The sequence below is a fragment of the Paenibacillus sp. P2(2022) genome, assembly GCF_029522175.1.
GTDB classification, from domain to species: Bacteria; Bacillota; Bacilli; order Paenibacillales; family Paenibacillaceae; genus Paenibacillus; species Paenibacillus polymyxa.
On sequence record NZ_JAKWFI010000002.1, the window covers coordinates 193,731 to 213,932 of the forward strand.

Consider the following 20,202-nt stretch of genomic DNA (forward strand, 5'->3'; position numbering starts at 1 on the left):
CTTCAGCCACTGTTATGCGTATAATGAAATAAACGTAACAAGCTAAGAATTATGAAGTTAAAATGAATTTTGATCGCAAACTCATTTTATAAACCTATCTCATGACTGTAAGAAAAACGGTGGAAGGAGTATCAAGATGCTGGCTTTGTCCGATCCGGCCTGGACTCTGCTCCAAGGCCCCTACGGTTCTTCTCAATACGTTCCAGAAATGTTAAAACAGCTCCAAGCCGGATATGATGGCGAAATGGCTGACACCTTGTATTGGGAGGAATTGTATCACCAAAATACGTTGTATACTTGTACTTTTGCGGCTGTACCTTACCTAGTAGACATTGCGCTAAAAAGTTCTGATATAGAGATTCGGGCAGATATATATACCATTTGCGGAATATTTGAAGCGAAAAATAATAATCCCTTACATACCAAAATCCCGTTGGAATTTGCAAGGGATCAGGTGGAAGTGGATTCTAGCCTGGCAGAATATATTTATACGCAATATCGAAGTGCCATCGTTCGCCTTGCAGAATTGACGGAAGAAATGGTGCTCTATGCGAAAGAACACGAAGAAGATGTCGGCAAGCGCTATGTTCTCGCTGCGGCTGCCGCCTTTGAGGGGGATCATTGCGTAGCCTATATGCTACAAACTTTTGATACAGGTGACGAATATATGCTGGATTGTCCCCATTGCGGTACCCCGCTCTATATTTGGCCTGATGAACAGGGTGACACTCTCGTTGTCTATGATAAAGACCCTGTCAGTTCAGGCAATCTAATCCCCTATCCGATTCGCCCCCGTTCATTGGACCATAGAGGTGCCGATATACAGTGGCTATACGAATATGCTCAAAAAATAGATGAGAAATTACTTCTTGCCCAGTTACCTTACTTAAACGGTTGGGTAGAATGTCCAGTGTGTAATTCACCCATATACATATGGGATGAGTTGATGAAAATGGCTGATGGTGTTCGGAGGCATACCGCTTAACCAACAAAAAAAGGGGGCTGTTTTTTTACAGCCCCCTAATTTCCTTTTGTGTTTTTACACTCTTCTTCGTGTGCTTCACTCCAGGCTACTCCCGAAATGGATTCAAAAAGCTTTTAGGAATGTCGGATTCAAAACGCAGCAATACTCCGGTGACGGGATGAATAAACGACAATACCTGTGCATGCAGACCAAGGCGCCCAATCGACTTGCTCTTGGAACCGTATTTTTTATCTCCAACAATCGGATGACCGATATCCTCCATATGCACGCGAATTTGATTTTTGCGTCCGGTCTCCAAACGTACTTCCAGCAAAGAAAAATGCCGATTGGCCTGAAGCCGCTTGTAGTGAGTGATTGCATGCTGGCCGTCATTCGGATAAGGACTGGAGTACATTTTCAGCGTCTTGCTTTCTTTCAGCCATGAGGTGATTGTGCCCGCGTCTTTTTTAACCTGTCCTTCTACGAGAGCAATGTATGTTCGTTCATACACAACTTCCTTCCACGCTTGTTGCATTTCCTGCTGTATGGCTTCGCTTTTCGCAAACATCATCACTCCTGATGTATCACGATCCAAACGATGCAGTACAAAAATACGGTTGTACGGATGCTCGCGTCGTACGTGGGCTGTAAGCTGGCGATAGGCTGTGACTTCCTGTTCCTGCGCAGAAGCGACAGAAAGTAACCCAGCATCTTTATGGATAACGATAATAGCTTCGTCCTCATGCAAAATACGCAGCCCGGTTAGCGGCACCACAGGAGCTACCTTTTCCTTGGAGAGCGCGACAGTCTGTCCTTGCTCCAGCGGAAAATTATGCACAGTACGAGGAGTACCGTTGACGGAAACTTGCCCACGCGCCAATGCCGATTTAATGGAATTACGACCCATGCCAGTCACATGCTCAACTAAAAAGCTCAATAGCTCTGCAGGTTCCTGAACGATGTATGTTTTGGCAGGGGATTTATCCAAAGTATGGGTTTTCCGTTGAGCTTCCGGTCTATAGGAGCCAGATTTTCCGGCGGGTTTGTGATTGCGTCTGGAGTGGCTTGTGTTTGAAGTTGATTTTGTATGATTTTTCCTTTGAGGTTTCCGATTATTCATGGGTTCTTTCTCCTTCTTGGAGCCGTATCTCTTCATATTGTGGACCATTTGCGGCACCGTGTTCACTATATCATGAGAAAACAGCGAATGCCATAAGAGACTAAAACCCGATGGACAGACTTCCAGCGGTTGAACATTGCCCTTAACCCCGGTAAACTATAAGGTAACGAAAGAAAAGCAGATATGCGTCGAGGACGCTAGAAATATGAGGAGTTTTGAAACTATGAGTGTACAAGCACCAACATTGGAACGGGCGCAGGACTTGCTGCAAAAATTTTATGGCTATCCCGATTTCCGGGAGGGACAAAAGAAAATTGTGGCCAGTATGCTGGAAGGCAACGATACGCTGGGCATCATGCCGACAGGTGGCGGAAAATCGATATGCTACCAGATTCCCGCGTTGTTGCATGAGGGGCTGACCATTGTTGTGTCACCACTGATCTCGTTAATGAAAGACCAGGTGGATGCGCTGACCACGATGGGGATTGCAGCTGCCTACATTAATAGCACGTTGAGCGGTCGAGAAGTCAATGACCGTATACGCGCCGCACGGAACGGAGATTTGAAGTTGCTGTATGTCGCCCCTGAACGACTGGAACTGGATTGGTTCCGTGATGAGATGGCTCAGTTACCGATTTCCTGCGTTGCGGTAGATGAGGCTCACTGCGTATCCCAGTGGGGTCATGATTTTCGTACCAGCTATCTGGCTGTGGCTCCATTCGTGGACGGGCTATATGAACGTCCAATCGTAGCTGCGTTTACGGCGACGGCTACACCACAGGTTATGGATGACATCGTACGCCTGCTTCGTTTGCGCTCACCGGAAACGTTCGTTACGGGGCTTGGAAGGCCAAATTTGGCGTTCAGTGTGCTGCGAGGGGAGGACAAACGCAGCTTTTTACTGAATTATGCCCGTGAACATGAGGGTGAATCGGGCATTATTTATGCGGCGACACGTAAGGACGTGGATGATTTATATCAACGCCTGCGCGACGCTGGCATGGCAGCCGGACGTTATCATGCAGGAATGACAGATCAGGAACGTGCAGATAGCCAGGAAGGGTTTCTGTACGACGATATCCGTGTCATTGTCGCAACCAATGCCTTCGGTATGGGCATAGATAAATCAAACGTACGCTATGTCATTCATTACAATATGCCTAAAAATATGGAGGCGTACGTACAAGAAGCGGGACGCGCAGGACGTGATGGCGACCCGAGTCAATGTATTTTGCTGTTCGGACCGCAAGATATTGTGACCCAGAAGTTCCTGATTGAGCAAAATCCACAGGATGAAGACCGCAAGCGCAACGACTACCGTAAGCTCCAGCAGATGGTTGACTATTGTTACACAACTCGCTGCCTACGTTCAGCACAGCTGGAGTATTTCGGAGAAGCGGAGGAGCATGAAGCCTGCGGCATATGCAGTTCATGTACTGACGAGCGGGAACTGGTCGATATGACCATAGATGCGCAAAAGATTTTTTCGTGCATTCATCGTATGCGGGAGAGGTATGGGGTTTCCATGGTGGCCTCAGTGTTGAAAGGCTCGCGTAACAAAAAAGTGCTGCAGTATGGTTTTGACAGCCTGCCAACCTATGGCGTGATGGGCAACCGAACGGAGAAAGAAATTGCTGAGATTATCAATGTTCTTGTTTCGGAAGGCTATCTGATGCTGTCCGAGGGGCAATATCCAGTTGTCCGCTTGCAACAGCTTGCTGCTGAAGTGCTGAGAGGTCAGCGCGAAGTCATGCAGCGTGTGGTGCGGCATGCCACTGCTTTAGCAGGGGGAGCGGGATCACGTGGACGAAAGGGACGCGATACCTATCCTGCTGCGGTCAACGAAACTGTGTTTGAGCAATTGCGCTTAATCCGTCGCGATCTGGCCGCTCAGGAGCATGTACCGTCTTATATCATCTTCAATGATGCCACGCTGCGAGAGATGAGCGTAGCGAGTCCGCAATCCGAAGCAGACATGCTGCGGATCAAGGGTGTTGGTGAAGTGAAGTTCCGCAAGTATGGCAAGCCGTTTCTTGATTTCTTTCAAAATCAGGGGAATACCGGCGGAATGGTGAGCGAGGATGAGATTTTTGCAGACGATGTGTACGAGGATTTTGAATAGCTATACTAAGGATATAAGAGTCCATGCAAACTTATAGAAGGTTGTGACCTATGAAAGTCATTTTATCAACATTAAACGCAAAATACATTCATACCTCACTGGCCATCCGATGCCTCAAAGCCTACAGTGAAAAGGATTTTGATATCGAGCTGGCGGAGTATACAATTAAGGACCCGGTGATGAACATCGTATCTGATCTGTTTCAACGGGGAGCAGATGTCATCGGTTTTTCCTGTTATATTTGGAACATTGAAGAGACGATTAAAGTCATTGATGTGTTGAAAAAGATTATGCCCGAGGTCAAAATTGTTTTGGGTGGCCCGGAGGTATCTTACGATACGGAGCACTGGATGAAGCGCTTGGCGAATGTGGATTTTATTGTTGTTGGTGAGGGAGAGGAAACCTTCCATCAACTGCTGCAGGAACTGGAAGGAGATCGCAAGTTTCATTTTGTATATGGACTGGCTTACCGTAAGGGAGAAGAGGTTATTATCATGCCGGGTCGCCCTAAAGCGGACTTGAACGAGCTGCCGTCTCCATATCGTTTTGCAGAGGATATCCCGGAGCTCGGGAAACGGGTTGTCTATTTTGAAACGAGCCGGGGCTGTCCGTTCAGTTGCCAATTTTGTTTGTCCAGCATTGAGGTCGGGGTGCGTTATTACGATATTGAGCGCACTAAGTCGGATATTCTGTATCTGATTGACAATGGGGCTAAATTGATTAAATTTGTGGACCGAACCTTTAATATTAAACGCGATTATGCGCTGGAAATGTTCAAGTTTTTGATTGAAAATCACCGTGGCTGTGTCTTCCAGTTTGAGATTACGGCAGATATTATGCGTCCCGAGGTGTTGGATTATTTGGCGGAGAATGCACCACCGGGGGTATTTCGCTTTGAGATCGGTGTCCAATCAACGAATGATCCCACCAATGAACTGGTTAAGCGCCGCCAGAACTTTACCAAGCTTTCCCGCACCGTTACAAAGGTCAAGCAAAGCGGTAAAATCGACCAGCATCTGGATCTGATCGCCGGATTGCCGTTGGAGGACTACAACACATTCCGTAAAACGTTTAATGACGTTTTTGCGCTTGGTCCAGAAGAGCTTCAGCTTGGCTTCCTCAAAATGCTGCGTGGTACAGGTCTGCGCATTGACGCTGATAAGTATAACTATACCTATATGGATGTTGCGCCGTATGAAATGTTGAGCAATGACGTCCTTTCCTTTGCCGACATTGTACGGCTCAAACGCTTGGAAGATGTATTGGAGAAATACTGGAACTCTCATCGTATGGACCATACGGTGAGCTACCTGATTGAGCGTGAATTCTCGTCCGCCTTTGATTTCTTTCAGGAATTTGGAGACTACTGGGAAGGACAGGGCTGGCAAAAAATCGGACATCAGCTCGAAGACCTGTTTACGCGTCTCCAGTCCTTTTTGGAATCGCGGGGAACCAAGCGAATGGAAATGGTACTTGGGCTGATGAAGCTTGATTATTTCTTAAACCATAAATATAAGCCGCGTAAAATCTGGTGGGAACATACCCTGGAGAAGGACGATTGGTCCAGCTATATGAAAATGGCCCTTCAGCACCCGGATGCGCTGTTGTCACCTGCGGTGGCAGATGTGGGCGAGGAAAGCACGGGTGAGATGGATGTGGCTAGCCAACAGCCGCAGCCATACCGCGAGATGATCCCAGCCTTTGCTTCCTTGAAGCTGGGTGAAAAGGAACTGCAAAAGCACGCTGTGCTGGATGTCCTGCCGTTCAGTCTGGATCATATCCTGAGTGGTGGTAGCCCATTAACAGCCGAAGGCCGCACACTGTTGCTTGTAGTTTATCAGCAAAACGGACAGCAAAAACCGCTATACTACACCATGCCCATCGGCAAAAATATCGCCGCGATTTAATATAAACACCAGAAGACATCAACTCTTGGAATACCAGGAGTCGATGTCTTCTTTTTTTATAAAATATAGATGACCACTTCAATTTTTTACATTCGGGAAACCTAGTGCTTTACGATTTTTTACAAAACCAATATATGATGAATTTATCATATATGAATATTAAATTTATTGGAGTGTGACCTTGTGAAAAAGCGTTCCATGAAAAAGAGTATCCTTGCGTTGAGTGCTGTGACTGTTTTGACTGTACCCTTATTATCTGCTGATATCCCTAAAGCTTTTGCAGCCGCGGCTCCTACGAAGTCCACTATCGCAGAGTCCAAGGCACAGAAGGCTGTATCAGCTAAAGCGGATACTCCTAAAAACGTCATTCTTTTTATCGGTGATGGTATGGGAGAAGCCAGTCGCAACGCGATTCGCTTAGCAACGGTTGGAAAATCGGGATTGCTTGAAATGGACAAGATGCCTGTAACAGGCCTGGTTAGTACGAGTTCAGGGGACAACCTAGTTACAGATTCTGCCGCCGCTGCGACTGCCATTGCAACAGGTGTGAAAACGTATAACGGCGCGATCGGAATGGATTTGAATAAAAAACCAGTGACAACCATTATGGAGCTGGCTAAAAAAGCAGGCATGTCTACAGGAGTAGTGACGACAAGCCAAGTGACAGATGCGACGGGCGCTGCCTTTGGTGCGCATGTTGAGAAGCGCTCTGCTCAAAGCGAGATTGCCAAGCAGTATATTGAGAAAAGCAAGCTAGATGTGATTCTGGGCGGGGGTGAGGATTTCTGGTACCCTGCAGGAACAGCAGGCAAACATCCAGATGCACCGGCAGAAGATCCTGAGGAAGCTAGTAAGGGAACTCAAGGAAATTTGGTGGAACAAGCGAAGAAGTTGGGCTATAGCTATGTGACAGACCAGGCTGAAATGAAAGCAGCCAAAGGCTCTAAATTACTAGGGCTGTTCGCCAATGAAGAAATGTTCCAAGCTCACAACAAACTAGGCAATTCTTACAACCCAACGGTTTCTTTACCGGATATGACAGCGAAAGCGATTGATGTTCTATCCAAAAACAAAAAAGGCTTTTTCCTGATGGTAGAGGAAGAAGGAACGGATGAGATGGCGCACGACAATGAAGGTGAATTAACCATTAAAGCCGGGCAGCAGCTGGATAAGGCTGTTAAAGTAGCTAAAGACTATGCCAAAGCGCATCCAGATACTTTGGTGTTAGTGACGGCAGACCATGAGACAGGCGGTTTGGCCATTGAAGGCGAAGATGCAGAGGATGAATCCGGTGAAGGTGTTTCCAAAGAAGACGGTCCTTTTACCGTAAAAGGCTCTGATGAGAAGTTTTATATCGACTGGACCACAGGAGGGCATACATCCGTTGATGTAGCGCTAACCGCAATGGGTCCGGGTTCCTCCCAATTTAGCGGGAATTACCCGAATACGGCCATTCATGATAAGCTGGTTAAGCTGCTTCAATTTAAAAAATAGCCTAGGGTGAGAGGGCTTATTCATCGCAGTATGAACCCTTAATTAATCCATTAATTTAGAAATTCGAGTAACAAAGACATGTAATTACGTAATAAAATCGGTTATAATAAGGTAAGAATAAATAAGGAGCCGTGCGCTAACACGACTCCACCATACAATAACTGCATAAAGAGCAGTCGGCCGCGTAAGATATGGTCGAGAATAGACCGTTTACCTTTGGTCAGGGCGGTCTATTTCTTTTTCATGTAGGTAAGTAACGCCAAAATGAACATACCAAACATGATCATTAAGGAGATAGCATCTTTGACCTCCATGGGCATCACCTCCCTTCTGGGAGACTAGCCGACCGCCCTTTATAGCCGCATATTGTATTAGAAAAGTATACCATAAATAAGGAATAATCAAAGTGATAAAATACTTAAAAACGTCTTTTTGACTTTGGTGAGCTTTATCTCAGACTAATCCTCCGTTGTTTTCTTCCCCCACACAAATTTCATTATAAAAAATATAATTGTCAGCATGATGAGAAGCAGTGCCACCTGCAAGCCATAACGATGAATCAATTCTCCTGCTGCTTGTACATGATCGCCAAAGAGACGTCCGAGCAAAAAGAAGATCAGCGTCCAAATCAAGCCCGTTGAATAAGAGAATAGAGCGTAGCGCTTAAAACTCATTTTATTGATCCCCACAATATAAGGGACAATATGGCGAACGATCGGTAGCAAGTAGCTGATGCATATCGTGAAGTTTCCATACTTATGTACTAAATTTTCTGAAAAAGTAATGTACTTGTCCATTTTCTTCTTTCGGCGCAAACGATCCAAAATGGGTGTACCCAAGCTTCTCCCCAACACATAACCTAAGGATAGGCCTGATACAACCCCGAGATATACAATTAAAAAAGCAGGTAACGGATGAAGTATCCCCATGCTTGTTACGGCCCCGCCAGTCATCACTATAACTTCGTCTGGAATGGGCAGTCCCACAATTCCGAGCCATAGAGAGAAGAATAATGCTGCATAGCCATATTGTTCGATAATGGAAATCAAATATTCAACATCCATCCCCATACTCCTTTCTTAAGCTTTCTTTCGGCATACATACACGAATGCGGGTGGAACATTCATAGGTACAAACTTGATTTCTTCAATATCAAACCATTCACCTAACTGCTGTTTCATCTGTTTAGAGTATTGAAAGGCGACAAACATCCCTCCATCCCTGAGTGACCGATGAATTTGTTCTACGATTTGATCTCGCATCGCTTGTGGAAAGTTGAAGAATGGCAGCCCGCTGATTATACAGTCAAGCCTTTCAATTTGAGCATTTTTCATAGCAAGCTGAAGCTCACGCGAGTCGGAATAGCACAGATAATTCGGGAATCTTCTTTTTAAACTCTGCTGCATGGTCGGGTCCTTCTCAAAGAGCAAAACCTTAGGTTGAATTTTTGTCGTAGACGGGATGTATTGGGTAATTGCGCCTGTTCCAGCCCCAAGCTCAGCCACGGCATGAACATCACTCCATGGAATGGATTCTATCATATTTTTAGCTAAAAATCTGGAACTGGGTGTTACGCTACCCACATATGCAGGCGAGTACAAAAATTTGAATAGGAACATAAGTCTCTCGTGAACTAAATGACTAATACGGATCATACTTCTTTCCCCTACCTTCAATTTTCAAAATGCGTTCATTTATTCTCTGCTAAGAGTAACAAATTATCCCTTTACTTGCTCCTGTCTGGAGTAGGGCTCGGTTCCCCGTCCTGCGGAGGGGATTTTCCTTGACTATAGTCTAGGAAGAAGGAAAAGGAGTACAGTATGGGACAGTCCGAATTCATTCAGTTATCATTCAGCATTCTCTCAGGCTGCCTTCAGTTTTACAACCGATGAAAGAGAGGTGGGCAGCTAAAAACATTATGTACACTGAGAGGGGATCTACTTTGTCATTATCCATCAACAGGCATCTCATCACGACTTCCTACGATAACTCGAATACGCTGAAGTCAAATGAGAATGGACTAAATAACGCGGGGCATATCACACACAAGAAATCCAGCGATTCACTCGAATTAAGTGCGGAATTTATGGGATACGCCGGAGGTATGCAGGCTCCGCTTCCTACGGAAAACTACAGTTATGGCTACAAATACGACCAGAATACTGTGGCGCTGACTATGGACGAACAGAAAGCGTTATTGTCAGATTTACAAAGTTACTTGACGTCTTCAAGTGCTTTATCTGAAACGAATGAAATCAATAACAGTACAAACAATCCTTTGGCTACAGTCAGCGACTTGTTATCCGGGGTGGATCTTTCGACAGCAACAGATGAGGAAGTATCAGATTTATTCGATAAAGTAGCTGAAACGATCCAGAATAACCGCCCTACACCGCCGCCTGAAGGTGGCTCATTCCGACCTGAGGTTGATAGCAGCGGTCTGCCTCCAATGATGCAGGCGATGGGTGGAATTATGCCCCCATTTGCATGGAATATTCAGGAGATTACTCATCAAGAGGATAACACCACTACATCTGAAGAAGAGCATACCGTAGATGAAAAAAGATCCTTACTGAATGATTTGCAAAACGTCCTGAGTTCCGATCTTCTATCTGGCTCCATATCTTCAGAAACAGATGAGCAAACAGACCTGATTTCTGCATTAAAAAACGCTTGGGGAAACACAGATGAATCGAATGCGACAGATGAAGAAGTATCAGTTTTATTCGATAAAATCGCTAAGATTTTTGAACAATCTGTATCGTCTTCGTCATAATCTTGAGGGTGCCATAGCATACCTTAAAAACGCTTAGCCCACACTTGTAACTCAAACTTAGCTTTTAAAAAGGAGAATCCTTCTGTGAATATTTCAGCCACATCTAGTAGCTCTATATCTATTGCCAATACTTCAACTTCATCTTCATCTAGTACCAACGATACAGCCAGTTTGGAAAAGCAAAAAGCCCAGCTTGAAGCAGAGTACAATAAGGTCCAGCAAAGCAAAGATAATAAGGATACAAAAGAAACGAAAATGAAGCAGCTTCAGCAGCAAATTAAGCAAATTGAAGCTCAGATTGCACAGCAAAGTTCTCAATCCAGCAGCACGTCCACACCAAAAATGGAAAGGTCCGCTCCAAGTAATATGGAAATGACTCGTACCAGCAGCTCGAATGGCAGTGATATTACTGGGGTTGGAAAATCACTGGATATTTCTATTTAGTCATCCTATCTCTTCTCCTGTAAGCCAGACGATGGATACAAAAGACAGCAGGCTCTCTGTTACATAGGGAGCCTGCTTTCGCGTTTTATAGTAGTTCAAAATGAATCATGTGACTAAACCTAAAAAAGTATTACAATAAATAACAGTGGGCAGATGGAAGGCTTTTGACTTTAGTATTTAATAGATTGTTATACATTCTAATTGGAGGATTTAAGCCATGACATTGGAACCTCAATGGAGTCGAAGTAGTAGGGATGAAGCTCGTTTCGTCAGAAACAAGTTGATTGAGTTTAATGCAAAACACGTCCCGGCAGATATTCAAACCCAATATGAAGAAATTAATCTTACGCTCAAAAAAGGAGACGGTCAGGTCATCGGCGGTCTTCTAAGTGTACTTTGTTGGAACTGGGTGGAGGTTGATATTTTGTGGGTAGATCAGGGCCATAGAGGAAGGGGCTACGGTTCGCAATTACTTAGTGAAATTGAACAAATCGCTAGAGATAAAGGATGTACTTTGATACAACTGAATACCTTTTCTTTTCAAGCACCTGAATTCTATGAAAAGCAGGGGTATGAAGTAGTCGGTGTCATTGATGAGGCTCCTAGAGGCTTTAAACATTATTATTATAAGAAAAATATCTACTGAGGACTTCATAAATGCGCGTACAGATCAAGGAAGTAAATCAAGATGAAAAGATTATCATTCGTAATATTGGCAAGGAAAAGATATACGGCTACTGGACATATTTTCGGCATGAACTGACCTCGGGATATGCGTATGTTGTTCCGTATGAACAAAGCTTGGAAAAGTTAATTCCCGGCTGTGTCATTTCGGTCGAGACTTCTCCATCCAGTATAGAAGGGTTCAGAAGACTGAGGCCTACGGAAAAGACAGGCATTGTTCAACCTCAACCAAAGCTAGGTGACTATTGGATTCAAGGGATGATACAACAAGTGATACAAGGCGAAGCAGGCGGGATAGACTGTCTGGAGATTGTTGTAGGAGAGGCTACGTTTGTTTTGGATTCTGACGAATTGAATGGTGATATCCACGTTAAAGCGGGTGACGGTGTCGCCTTTGAAATCATAGGTCTACAGTTGTTTGACGAGGGACTGTAATCGTTCTATGGTGAATACCATATTCAACCAAGATATGTCGGTGAGAAAGTTAAAAGCTAGATCATAGAGCATGTGAATAAAGAAAGGTATGATCGGATTGAGTACAGAAGTGACACACAAAATATATACCATGTGCATGATTCAAGATGGAAACAAGGTATTGCTAATGAACAGACCCAATCGAAAGGGGTTTCCGGGTTATATTGCTCCAGGAGGAAAAGTAGAGTTCCCAGAGAGCATTGTGAATGGAGCCATTCGCGAAGTAAAAGAGGAAACAGGCTTAACGGTTACGGAAATTGTTTTTAAAGGAATCGACGAATATTGTGATCCAAACCAAGGGCTGAGATATATGGTCTTTAATTATTTGGCTACAGCAACGGAAGGTGAGCTATTAAAAAATCCTCCTGAGGGAGAACTACTGTGGGTGGATATGAAGGAAGCACTACATTTGCCGATGCAGGATTGGTTTAAGCGGAGATTCCCATTGTTTTTCAAGCCGGGAACCTTTGAGGTTAGTTCCGTGTGGCTGGCAGAGACGGATGAAACATTGGAAGCAACGATGAAGAACTATGGGGTGTAGAGATGACGAGACCATTAGTAGATACATGGAGTGCTTAATGAGGGGGCGGTGAGTAGGATGCAGGCCATCAGATTGGTTGAGCCGGATCGGCGCTGGAAGGATGCTTATCTTTCATTTTATGAGGAATGGAAAAAGAGCCAGGAGCATATGGTGCCTTGGGTGATTTCTATAGAACCGTATGATTTTGAAGGTATGCTGACGCTTTTAAGTCACCAGAAAAATGGAATTGGCTTGTCTGAAGGCTGGGTTAAAAGTTCGACCTACTGGCTGGTGGATGCAGATGATCAGGTCGTCGGAGCAGTGAATATCCGTCATGATCTTAATGAGCATCTGTTAAACGCTGGCGGTCATATCGGTTATGGTATCCGTCCTTCTGCACGAGGGAACAGGTATGCTGTGACTATGCTGGGGTTAGCATTGGACAAAGCAAAAGAGTTGGGTATTTCCAAAGCCCTCGTCGTATGCGACTCCGATAATATCAGTTCCAAAAGAACGATTCTGCGAAACGGCGGAATACCGGACAAGGATTACATAGAGGAAGATGGAAACCGTGTAAACCGGTTTTGGATCGAGCTGTAAGTGAGGGAGGGGAACGCAAAAGCTCATGAAAATATGGCCAGAATATGCGAAAAATATCATTGTCGGTGTCATGTTTCAGGGACAATGGAATTGGTATGTGACGGAAAGAGAGTATTGGTTTTTGAATACCGAGATGGAGGAACGGTTTGGCATCGCTATTTTGGATGAGACCACAGCCGGAGCATTTTTGGAACACATCTGTGAATATAAGGTGGCTGCGGGAGAACTCACTACAATGCTCCAAATGCTAGATGAAGCAATCCAGCATAAGGATGAAGTGTTGGAATTCTGTCCTGCTTTGTATGTTGATTTTGACCAGAAAGTTCTCTACTCTCTATTTCCGGAGCCAGCTTCTTTCGAACACTATGTCCCGGTGGGGTGGAAAGGGGAATATCAGAACTTTTTGGAAGAGGTCCCTCCTGCTGAACGATATTGGATGATCCACGGAAGTGACTTTTTCAAAAAATACACCTGAAAAGATAAAGGAGGAAATGAACATATGAATTCTTCCATGCATGAATTTAAGATCATATCCAAGCACAGAATGTACGATCAATACTTGGTTAAGCTGCGGGCATGCATTCAGCTTTTGGATGAAACCATGTTATGGGGCACTGGTGAAGCGGAACAGAACAGTATTGGAGGAATTGTCCATCATATAATGGTGCATGTGCGTAGAAATGCAGTCAAACTCATGGATCCGACGATTACATACAAGCAAGGTATGGAGGATAGCTTCAAGCCTTCAGTGCAAAACAAAGAACAGCTTATGGAGGAAGTTGAAGATGCTTTTTCTTCCTTCTGTGCAGCATTGGACAACACAGGCGATATAAATATGTATGACGTTTACCATGTGGTGGAGCATACGGCTTATCATCTGGGTCAGATCATAGATCGAGTTCAGAGGCTGGCAAGTCACCGTTTTCAATTTGTACAGACTGGGCTGAATGAAAAAGCATTGCGTGCAATAGTGCAGCAATCCCTGCCTAATCCACAAGGTTAACGAAAGCAGTAGCCAAATAACTGTATAAACGTAGTTCCAAAGTCACTAATACCTCTGTCACAGATATGTTTTTATTTCTTAATTGATATTGATAATTATTATCACTTATAATAGAAGCAGACATAATACGCTATGATAGGGAGAGTTGCAGAGTGACAGAGTCCTTGGAATTATATGATGTAACGATCATCGGCGGCGGTCCTGCCGGTATGTATACTGCGTTTTACAGTGGCATGAGAGATATGAAAACCAAGCTGATCGAAGCCAAGCATGAGCTAGGCGGACGGATGCGCATATACCCGGAGAAGATGATATGGGATGTTGGAGGGGTAACTCCGATTTTATGTGAAAAGCTGATTGACCAGCTGGAGCAGCAGGCACGAACGTTCGAGCCTACCATTGTATTGGGACAACAGATTACAGGTATGGATCGGCAAGAAGATGGTACGTTCCTGCTGACTTCAGCCACAGGGGAACAGCATTGGACGCGTACGATCGTTCTGGCTGTAGGTTATGGTATTCTCAAAATGGCTAAACTGGAGATTGAGGGTGCTGACCGTTACGAGGTTACAAACCTGCATTATACCGTACAAGAGCTGGAGCCGTTCCGGGACAAGCATGTCCTGATTTCCGGTGGAGGCAACTCAGCGGTAGATTGGGCGAATGAGCTGGAATCTATTGCGGCGAGTGTGACAGTTGTACATCGTCGGGATCATTTTGGCGGACATGAGAAAAATGTAGCCCGTATGAAGTCCTCTTCGGTCCGTGTTCTCACACCTTATGCGGTAAGTCAGTTACATAGCAACAACGGAGAAACGATTGAGCAGGTGACGATCAATCATGTAGATACGGGCGAAATAGAGATGCTGAATGTTGATGCAGTTATCGTAAATCATGGCCTAAAATCCGATTTCGGCCCCCTGCGAGATTGGGGACTGGATATGGGAGAGTGGCATGCCCGCGTGAGCGACAAGCTGGAAACGAATCTACCGGGGATTTTTGCTGCAGGCGATTTTGTCGAGTACGGAAGCAAGCTGTATCTGATTGCAGGTACGTTCACAGATGCTGCTCTTGCCCTCAACAGCGCCAAGTTGTACATTGATCCGACAGCTGATAAAGCCGCATATGTATCTTCTCACAACAGCCGCTTCAAGGAAAAAAACCGCGAGCTTGGTGTCGTGGAATAAAATAAGGGAATCAGTTTAATAAAGAACTTCCGTTAACTACAGCTGATGTGGTTAAGGGGGTTCTTTTTTTTGCATAGTTACGGACTTGTCGACCTAAGGTTGGATACCATACACATATAGAATAAAATGGAGATAGCCTGTCCTTTTCAGGGATTAGATAATAGATTTGGAGTAGAAAAGATTAGGAGTGTGGAAAAATGAGCTTACAAGAGGTGCTTGAACGCCAAGCGATTGATCTACCTGACGATACGCTGGAAGCTTTACTAATCCATAGCAAGAAGCAGGAAGGGCGGAAGGTTCAGCTACGATTGCTAAGTGAACAGGAGCTTGTCGAGAGTATCGAGTGGATGACGCAGATCGAGGTGTTCAAACATATCGTCCCGCTATGGACCGATGATCATTCTAATTATGTAGGTCTATATGTAGAGGGACCACTAGTATATAAATTATGTTACATCAATCACGAGGAAACAGATTTGTCACCGATGTACCGAAGTACAGCTTCGCTGATTGCAGAGTTAGAGCAAAACCCAGAGCTGGATTGGGAACAGCTGCGTAAGGATTACCCGTCTGACAACGACATAAGCACTGAACAACTAGCAGAAGATATTCGCTGTATGCATGAATTGCAGGCTATACTGGAAAAGGATTCATCAATGGAGGATGATGTGAGGTGCCAGCTTCTTTACAGCTTAATGGCGATTACACCTGTTAGTGAGGCGGATTCATTGCTTCCTTATGTGGATGATGAAGATATGTATGTACAGGAACGTGCATGTATTCTATTGGGATATCATGGGTATGGACCCGCGACCGAATTGTTAAAAGAAGTAGTGAAGCATGGAAGCCCGAATGGGAAGCTGGCAGCCCGTAAGGCGCTCTCGATGATTCGCGCTAAGCAAATGGACAATCATATAAAAAAATAAACCAACCTCACATAGCAAATATGGACGGGATGGAAAGGTGACTTATGAAGAGACGAACAGAGCAGCAGGAAGCGATGATGGAAGATATTATTCAAAAGGCAGAGCCGTATGTACAGCAGCAGTTGGAGCATGACCACAGTGGTCATGATTGGTGGCATATTGACCGGGTGAGGAAGCTGTCTGTTGAAATTGCTGCAAAAGAAGGTGCAGATCCGTTCGTGTGCGAGCTGTCAGCACTGCTGCATGATGTAGCGGATGAAAAATTAAATGAATCCAAACAAGCGGGGCTGGATAAAGTTGAGCAGTGGCTGCATCTGCATGTAAACGATGCGGATGTGATCACACACGTGATGACCATTATTGCTACAATGTCCTACAATGGTGGACAAAATCCGCCTATGGAAACGCTGGAAGGTCAGGTTGTACAGGATGCAGATCGGTTGGATGCTCTGGGAGCGATTGGGATTGCAAGAACCTTTATGTATGCAGGCTCAAAAGGCAGTATCATGCACGATCCGGATCAAGACTATTCACAATATGATTATCGCGCCGCAGGTAAAAGTGCCATATATCATTTTTACGAAAAGCTGCTCAAGCTCAAGGATTTAATGAATACCCCTTATGCCCGAGAACTGGCGGAGGTTCGGCATCAATGGATGGAAATGTATTTGGAGCAGTTTTATAAAGAATGGAATGTGAATGATATCCAACAAAACAGGGGAGGCTGATGCTTCCTAATTGCAATGATTCCAGGGGAAGCTAGCTCTCTTTTTAATAAATATTAGAAAAAATATTGCAATACGCCGATTTCTCTCCTACTATTGATAATAGTTATCAATGATAATGATAATTATTATCTGTAAATTCAAGTAGGTAGAGGGGAGTCTTTCAGTTTATGAAGAAGTTTGCAGTATGGATGTGTACCTTATTATCGGCAAGTTTGCTGTTGACGGCATGTGGTGGAAAGGTGCAGGAGGTGGATAGCTCAGCTCAAAAGAATACCAATGCATCGACACAAACGTCTGTTTCTGACGTAGAAAGTGCCAAGACGATTACATATCTAGATAAGACTTATAAGATGGCCAAGACGGATCATATTATTGTAGCTAGCCTGGAAGCAATGGAAGATGCAGCGGTCCTGGGAGTAAAGCCGACTGGGGCGGTTACTACGGGCGGGAAATTTCCTGAGTACATGGAGAAAGCAATGGAAGGAGCCGCAGACGTTGGTGACCGAATGCAGCCTAGCGCTGAAACGATCCTGAAACTGAAGGCAGATGTGATTCTTGGGAGTTCTAAATTTCGGCCTGCGGTGGCAGAACAGCTAGGGAAGGTCGCTACATTGATTCCTGTCTCCCATATTTCAACGAACTGGGAAGCGAATCTGCTAATGTTAGGGCAGCTTACAGGCAAAGAGGCGAAGGCAAAAGAGATCCTGAACAAGTACAAGCAAGATGCGGAGGCGTCCCAACAGAAGCTAAAGCCAATATGGGAAAATAAAAAGGTACTCATGGTACGGATTCGTACAGGCAATCTGTATGTATATCCTGCAGATGTATATTTTAATCCTTCGCTGTATGCTGATCTAGGAGCTAAGGTACCGGAAGAGTTAAATACAGTTAAAGCACAAGAGGCGGTTTCTCTGGAGAAATTGGCTGATATGAACCCCGATTATCTGTTCGTGCAATTCTCGGAAGGAGAGAACAAGGACCAGCCGCAGGCATTGGCAGATTTGGAGAAGAATCCGATTTGGAGCAGCATCAATGCCGTCAAGAATGGGAAAACCTTCGTCAACATTGTAGATCCGAATGCTCAAGGTGGTACTTCATGGAGCAAACTTGCCTTTTTGGAAGCGGTTATGAACCGACTTTCGCAGTAAAGGTAGGAACATGGGAAAAAAGTTGATCTCTCCTTACCTTGTAATCTTCGTCTCTCCCTTGTTTATCGTACTAACATTACTGCTGTCTGTGATGTACGGAGCCAAGACGATAGAATGGGAGACGGTAACTGCTACCTTTTTTCATTTTGATGCTGGAAACGTGGACCATCAGGTCGTTTTAAACTCGCGTCTGCCTAGAGCGGTCGGCTCTATATTAATCGGTGCCTTTCTCGCGATTTCAGGAGCCATTATGCAAGGAATGACGCGGAATTTCTTGGCTTCACCCTCAATTATGGGGGTGTCGGATGGGGCGGCGTTTGTGATCACCTTAATGATGATCCTTGCACCGAACTCCACTTCGATGGGCCTGATTGGAAGTTCTTTTGTGGGATCGACTCTGGGGGTGGCTATTGTGTTCGGTTTAGCCTGGATGATTCCCGGCGGTCTTGCCCCGGTTCGTATGGCTATTTTGGGAACGATCATTGGCACGTTTTTAAGCAGCCTGTCGGCCGTTCTCTCCATTTATTTTAATGTATCGCAAAATGTAAGCTTCTGGTTTAACGCTCGTCTGCACCAAATGGACCCCGGGATGATTCAATTGGCAATTCCCTTTGCTCTTGTGGCAATTGTAGGAGCAATGCTGCTGGCCAAGCCCATAACACTACTGTCTTTGGGCGACGACGTGGCCACAGGTCTGGGACAGCGGGCATTACCAGTCAAGTTGGGGGCGATGCTCTGTGTAGCATTGCTGACAGGTGTTTCTGTTGCGCTGGCAGGGAAAATTGCTTTTGTTGGCTTGTTGATTCCGCACATTACCCGATATTTAATCGGGGTAGATTACCGTTGGGTCATTCCATGCTCTGGTTTGATCGGTGGTGTTTTTTTGGGCATGTCTGATGTGTTGAGCCGTTTTCTTAATTATCCGTTTGAAACGCCTATTGGAGTGGTTACCTCGGTCATTGGCATCCCTTTCTTTCTGTACTTAATACGTAGAAAAGGAGGGGGAGAGCATGCGTAAAATCAGTGTGAAACGGCTGTGGTTCGTACTTTCAGGTGGGGCTGCACTTATTTTAGCAGCCTCCTATGTTAGTCTGACCCATGGAGAGTTCGACATGACCCTTCAGGAAGTAATTCAGACATTGTTCCGTATCCACCCTACTCCGCAGCTGGATTTGGTGATTTTTGATTTTCGGCTACCGCGTATTGTGATTGCGGCCTTGGTCGGCTTAGGTCTAGGGATAGCTGGGGCGGCGGTACAGGGAGTTACACGGAATGGTTTGGCCGATCCCGGCATTTTAGGCATTAACGCAGGGGCAGGGGCAGCAATCGTCATATTTATGTTCTTTTACCAGGGACAGATGGAGACGACAGGCTGGACTGCGGCGCTGGCTATGCCCTTTTTCGGCTTGATTGGAGGTTTGGTAGCTGCGCTGCTGATCTATTTATTTGCTTGGAAAGCAGGACGTCTGGATTCGCAGCGACTGCTACTTGTAGGTATCGCGATTGGCTCTGGATTCGGTTCCTTAAGCTTATATCTGTCGCTGAAAATGAAAGCCTCGGATTTCGAGATGGCGACAGTATGGATGTCGGGCAGTATTTGGAGTGCTGATTGGAAGCTGGTTGCTGCCGTAATTCCATGGCTTGTCATATTAATTCCTGTTATTTGGTTGAAATCGTATGTGCTGGATCTATTTCAATTACATGAACATACAGCTAAAAGTCTTGGCGTTGCGACCGAAAAGGAAAAGTCTATTCTCTTGCTGTCCAGCATTGGACTGGTGAGTGCCTGTGTGTCTGTTTCTGGAGGAATAGGCTTTGTAGGCTTATTGTCTCCTCATATCGCCAGAAGGCTTGTTGGCCTTCATCATCGTTTTGTGATTCCCGTATGCGGTATGGTCGGTATGGTACTGGTGCTGTTGTCTGATTTTGTTGCCAAAACGGTGGTTGCGCCTGCGGAAATTCCCGTTGGACTGATTATTGCGGTGATCGGGGTCCCTTATTTTGTAGTCTTGCTTATGAAAAAAACGGCCTAATTTCATTCGAATTCGGGCTCTAAAGGAGGTTGTTCCCATTAAAGATCTATCTACGCAAGCTTATCATTCCAG

22 protein-coding genes are annotated in these 20,202 nt (G+C 45.1%); 18 read left to right on the plus strand and 4 right to left on the minus strand.

Annotated features, from left to right (window positions below; all coding sequences use genetic code 11):
• Nucleotides 1-136: 136 nt before the first annotated feature.
• Complete coding sequence (locus MMB75_RS08035) at nt 137-985, plus strand: hypothetical protein (protein WP_016820637.1); 849 nt, start codon at nt 137-139, stop codon at nt 983-985.
• A gap of 85 nt (nt 986-1,070) precedes the next feature.
• Here the strand turns inward: MMB75_RS08035 and MMB75_RS08040 are convergent, their stop codons facing one another.
• Nucleotides 1,071-2,084 (minus strand): RluA family pseudouridine synthase, encoded by a 1,014-nt coding sequence (locus MMB75_RS08040; RefSeq protein ID WP_017426584.1) that lies wholly within the window; start codon nt 2,082-2,084, stop codon nt 1,071-1,073.
• Nucleotides 2,085-2,307: 223 nt separating this feature from the next.
• Between MMB75_RS08040 and recQ the strand changes: the two genes are divergently transcribed.
• The 3 genes from recQ (at nt 2,308) to MMB75_RS08055 (ending at nt 7,607) form a co-directional block, all read left to right on the plus strand.
• Nucleotides 2,308-4,206 (plus strand): DNA helicase RecQ, encoded by a 1,899-nt coding sequence (gene recQ, locus MMB75_RS08045; RefSeq protein ID WP_017426585.1) that lies wholly within the window; start codon nt 2,308-2,310, stop codon nt 4,204-4,206.
• A 50-nt stretch (nt 4,207-4,256) separates the two neighbouring features.
• Nucleotides 4,257-6,113, plus strand: coding sequence for a B12-binding domain-containing radical SAM protein (locus tag MMB75_RS08050; RefSeq protein WP_016820634.1), 1,857 nt, complete (start codon nt 4,257-4,259; stop codon nt 6,111-6,113).
• A 183-nt stretch (nt 6,114-6,296) separates the two neighbouring features.
• Entirely contained in the window at nt 6,297-7,607 is a 1,311-nt protein-coding gene (locus MMB75_RS08055) for an alkaline phosphatase (RefSeq protein ID WP_045244009.1), read from the plus strand.
• Between the two features lie 230 nt (nt 7,608-7,837).
• Here MMB75_RS08055 and MMB75_RS26145 read toward each other — a convergent pair whose 3' ends face one another.
• The 3 genes from MMB75_RS26145 to MMB75_RS08070 form a co-directional block, all read right to left on the minus strand.
• Entirely contained in the window at nt 7,838-7,927 is a 90-nt protein-coding gene (locus tag MMB75_RS26145; RefSeq protein ID WP_305954445.1) for a putative holin-like toxin, read from the minus strand.
• 138 nt (nt 7,928-8,065) lie between these two features.
• Complete coding sequence (locus MMB75_RS08065; protein WP_016820632.1) at nt 8,066-8,671, minus strand: DedA family protein; 606 nt, start codon at nt 8,669-8,671, stop codon at nt 8,066-8,068.
• Nucleotides 8,672-8,686: 15 nt separating this feature from the next.
• Complete coding sequence (locus MMB75_RS08070; RefSeq protein WP_103042313.1) at nt 8,687-9,262, minus strand: class I SAM-dependent methyltransferase; 576 nt, start codon at nt 9,260-9,262, stop codon at nt 8,687-8,689.
• A 287-nt stretch (nt 9,263-9,549) separates the two neighbouring features.
• On the opposite strand from MMB75_RS08070, the gene MMB75_RS08075 reads away from it, so the two are divergent.
• From MMB75_RS08075 to MMB75_RS08140, 14 genes are all read left to right on the plus strand, one after another.
• Nucleotides 9,550-10,383 carry a hypothetical protein gene (locus MMB75_RS08075; protein WP_277507511.1) on the plus strand — a complete coding sequence of 278 codons (834 nt, stop codon included), beginning with the start codon at nt 9,550-9,552 and terminating at the stop codon, nt 10,381-10,383.
• Nucleotides 10,384-10,467: 84 nt separating this feature from the next.
• Complete coding sequence (locus MMB75_RS08080) at nt 10,468-10,827, plus strand: FlxA-like family protein (protein ID WP_016820629.1); 360 nt, start codon at nt 10,468-10,470, stop codon at nt 10,825-10,827.
• Between the two features lie 217 nt (nt 10,828-11,044).
• Entirely contained in the window at nt 11,045-11,473 is a 429-nt protein-coding gene (locus MMB75_RS08085; RefSeq protein WP_019686613.1) for a GNAT family N-acetyltransferase, read from the plus strand.
• Nucleotides 11,474-11,484: 11 nt separating this feature from the next.
• Complete coding sequence (locus tag MMB75_RS08090) at nt 11,485-11,946, plus strand: hypothetical protein (protein WP_045244006.1); 462 nt, start codon at nt 11,485-11,487, stop codon at nt 11,944-11,946.
• An 88-nt stretch (nt 11,947-12,034) separates the two neighbouring features.
• Nucleotides 12,035-12,526 (plus strand): 8-oxo-dGTP diphosphatase, encoded by a 492-nt coding sequence (locus MMB75_RS08095; protein WP_045244005.1) that lies wholly within the window; start codon nt 12,035-12,037, stop codon nt 12,524-12,526.
• Nucleotides 12,527-12,583: 57 nt separating this feature from the next.
• A complete protein-coding gene (locus MMB75_RS08100) occupies nt 12,584-13,105 on the plus strand; it encodes a GNAT family N-acetyltransferase (RefSeq protein WP_045244004.1) in 522 nt (173 codons plus the stop codon).
• Nucleotides 13,106-13,130: 25 nt separating this feature from the next.
• Nucleotides 13,131-13,580 (plus strand): hypothetical protein, encoded by a 450-nt coding sequence (locus MMB75_RS08105; RefSeq protein WP_016820624.1) that lies wholly within the window; start codon nt 13,131-13,133, stop codon nt 13,578-13,580.
• A 24-nt stretch (nt 13,581-13,604) separates the two neighbouring features.
• The gene (locus MMB75_RS08110; protein ID WP_045244003.1) at nt 13,605-14,108 is read left to right on the plus strand and encodes a DUF1572 family protein; all 504 of its coding nucleotides are present in this window, start codon (nt 13,605-13,607) and stop codon (nt 14,106-14,108) included.
• 152 nt (nt 14,109-14,260) lie between these two features.
• Nucleotides 14,261-15,295, plus strand: a complete 1,035-nt coding sequence (locus MMB75_RS08115; RefSeq protein ID WP_016820622.1) for an NAD(P)/FAD-dependent oxidoreductase — start codon at nt 14,261-14,263, stop codon at nt 15,293-15,295.
• Nucleotides 15,296-15,492: 197 nt separating this feature from the next.
• A complete protein-coding gene (locus MMB75_RS08120) occupies nt 15,493-16,221 on the plus strand; it encodes a HEAT repeat domain-containing protein (RefSeq protein ID WP_016820621.1) in 729 nt (242 codons plus the stop codon).
• Nucleotides 16,222-16,265: 44 nt separating this feature from the next.
• Nucleotides 16,266-16,949: an HD domain-containing protein gene (locus tag MMB75_RS08125; RefSeq protein WP_025364367.1), complete on the plus strand. Its 684-nt coding sequence runs from the start codon at nt 16,266-16,268 to the stop codon at nt 16,947-16,949.
• Between the two features lie 167 nt (nt 16,950-17,116).
• Entirely contained in the window at nt 17,117-18,097 is a 981-nt protein-coding gene (locus MMB75_RS08130) for an ABC transporter substrate-binding protein (protein WP_045244002.1), read from the plus strand.
• Nucleotides 18,098-18,107: 10 nt separating this feature from the next.
• Nucleotides 18,108-19,115, plus strand: a complete 1,008-nt coding sequence (locus MMB75_RS08135) for a FecCD family ABC transporter permease (protein WP_045244001.1) — start codon at nt 18,108-18,110, stop codon at nt 19,113-19,115.
• Nucleotides 19,108-20,130 (plus strand): FecCD family ABC transporter permease, encoded by a 1,023-nt coding sequence (locus tag MMB75_RS08140; RefSeq protein ID WP_045244000.1) that lies wholly within the window; start codon nt 19,108-19,110, stop codon nt 20,128-20,130. The genes MMB75_RS08135 and MMB75_RS08140 overlap by 8 nt, the downstream gene beginning before the upstream one ends.
• The last annotated feature ends 72 nt before the right edge of the window (nt 20,131-20,202 follow it).

Coding starts and splice junctions, on each gene's coding strand:
- recQ (WP_017426585.1), top strand. CDS start 2,308: ATGAGTGTACAAGCACCAACATTGGAACGGGCGCAGGACTTGCTGCAA.
- MMB75_RS08050 (WP_016820634.1), top strand. CDS start 4,257: ATGAAAGTCATTTTATCAACATTAAACGCAAAATACATTCATACCTCA.
- MMB75_RS08040 (WP_017426584.1), bottom strand. CDS start 2,084: ATGAATAATCGGAAACCTCAAAGGAAAAATCATACAAAATCAACTTCA.
- MMB75_RS08090 (WP_045244006.1), top strand. CDS start 11,485: ATGCGCGTACAGATCAAGGAAGTAAATCAAGATGAAAAGATTATCATT.
- MMB75_RS08140 (WP_045244000.1), top strand. CDS start 19,108: ATGCGTAAAATCAGTGTGAAACGGCTGTGGTTCGTACTTTCAGGTGGG.
- MMB75_RS08035 (WP_016820637.1), top strand. CDS start 137: ATGCTGGCTTTGTCCGATCCGGCCTGGACTCTGCTCCAAGGCCCCTAC.
- MMB75_RS08095 (WP_045244005.1), top strand. CDS start 12,035: ATGATCGGATTGAGTACAGAAGTGACACACAAAATATATACCATGTGC.
- MMB75_RS08135 (WP_045244001.1), top strand. CDS start 18,108: ATGGGAAAAAAGTTGATCTCTCCTTACCTTGTAATCTTCGTCTCTCCC.
- MMB75_RS08130 (WP_045244002.1), top strand. CDS start 17,117: ATGAAGAAGTTTGCAGTATGGATGTGTACCTTATTATCGGCAAGTTTG.
- MMB75_RS08100 (WP_045244004.1), top strand. CDS start 12,584: ATGCAGGCCATCAGATTGGTTGAGCCGGATCGGCGCTGGAAGGATGCT.
- MMB75_RS08120 (WP_016820621.1), top strand. CDS start 15,493: ATGAGCTTACAAGAGGTGCTTGAACGCCAAGCGATTGATCTACCTGAC.
- MMB75_RS08070 (WP_103042313.1), bottom strand. CDS start 9,262: ATGATCCGTATTAGTCATTTAGTTCACGAGAGACTTATGTTCCTATTC.
- MMB75_RS08105 (WP_016820624.1), top strand. CDS start 13,131: ATGAAAATATGGCCAGAATATGCGAAAAATATCATTGTCGGTGTCATG.
- MMB75_RS08125 (WP_025364367.1), top strand. CDS start 16,266: ATGAAGAGACGAACAGAGCAGCAGGAAGCGATGATGGAAGATATTATT.
- MMB75_RS26145 (WP_305954445.1), bottom strand. CDS start 7,927: ATGCCCATGGAGGTCAAAGATGCTATCTCCTTAATGATCATGTTTGGT.
- MMB75_RS08110 (WP_045244003.1), top strand. CDS start 13,605: ATGAATTCTTCCATGCATGAATTTAAGATCATATCCAAGCACAGAATG.
- MMB75_RS08085 (WP_019686613.1), top strand. CDS start 11,045: ATGACATTGGAACCTCAATGGAGTCGAAGTAGTAGGGATGAAGCTCGT.
- MMB75_RS08065 (WP_016820632.1), bottom strand. CDS start 8,671: ATGGATGTTGAATATTTGATTTCCATTATCGAACAATATGGCTATGCA.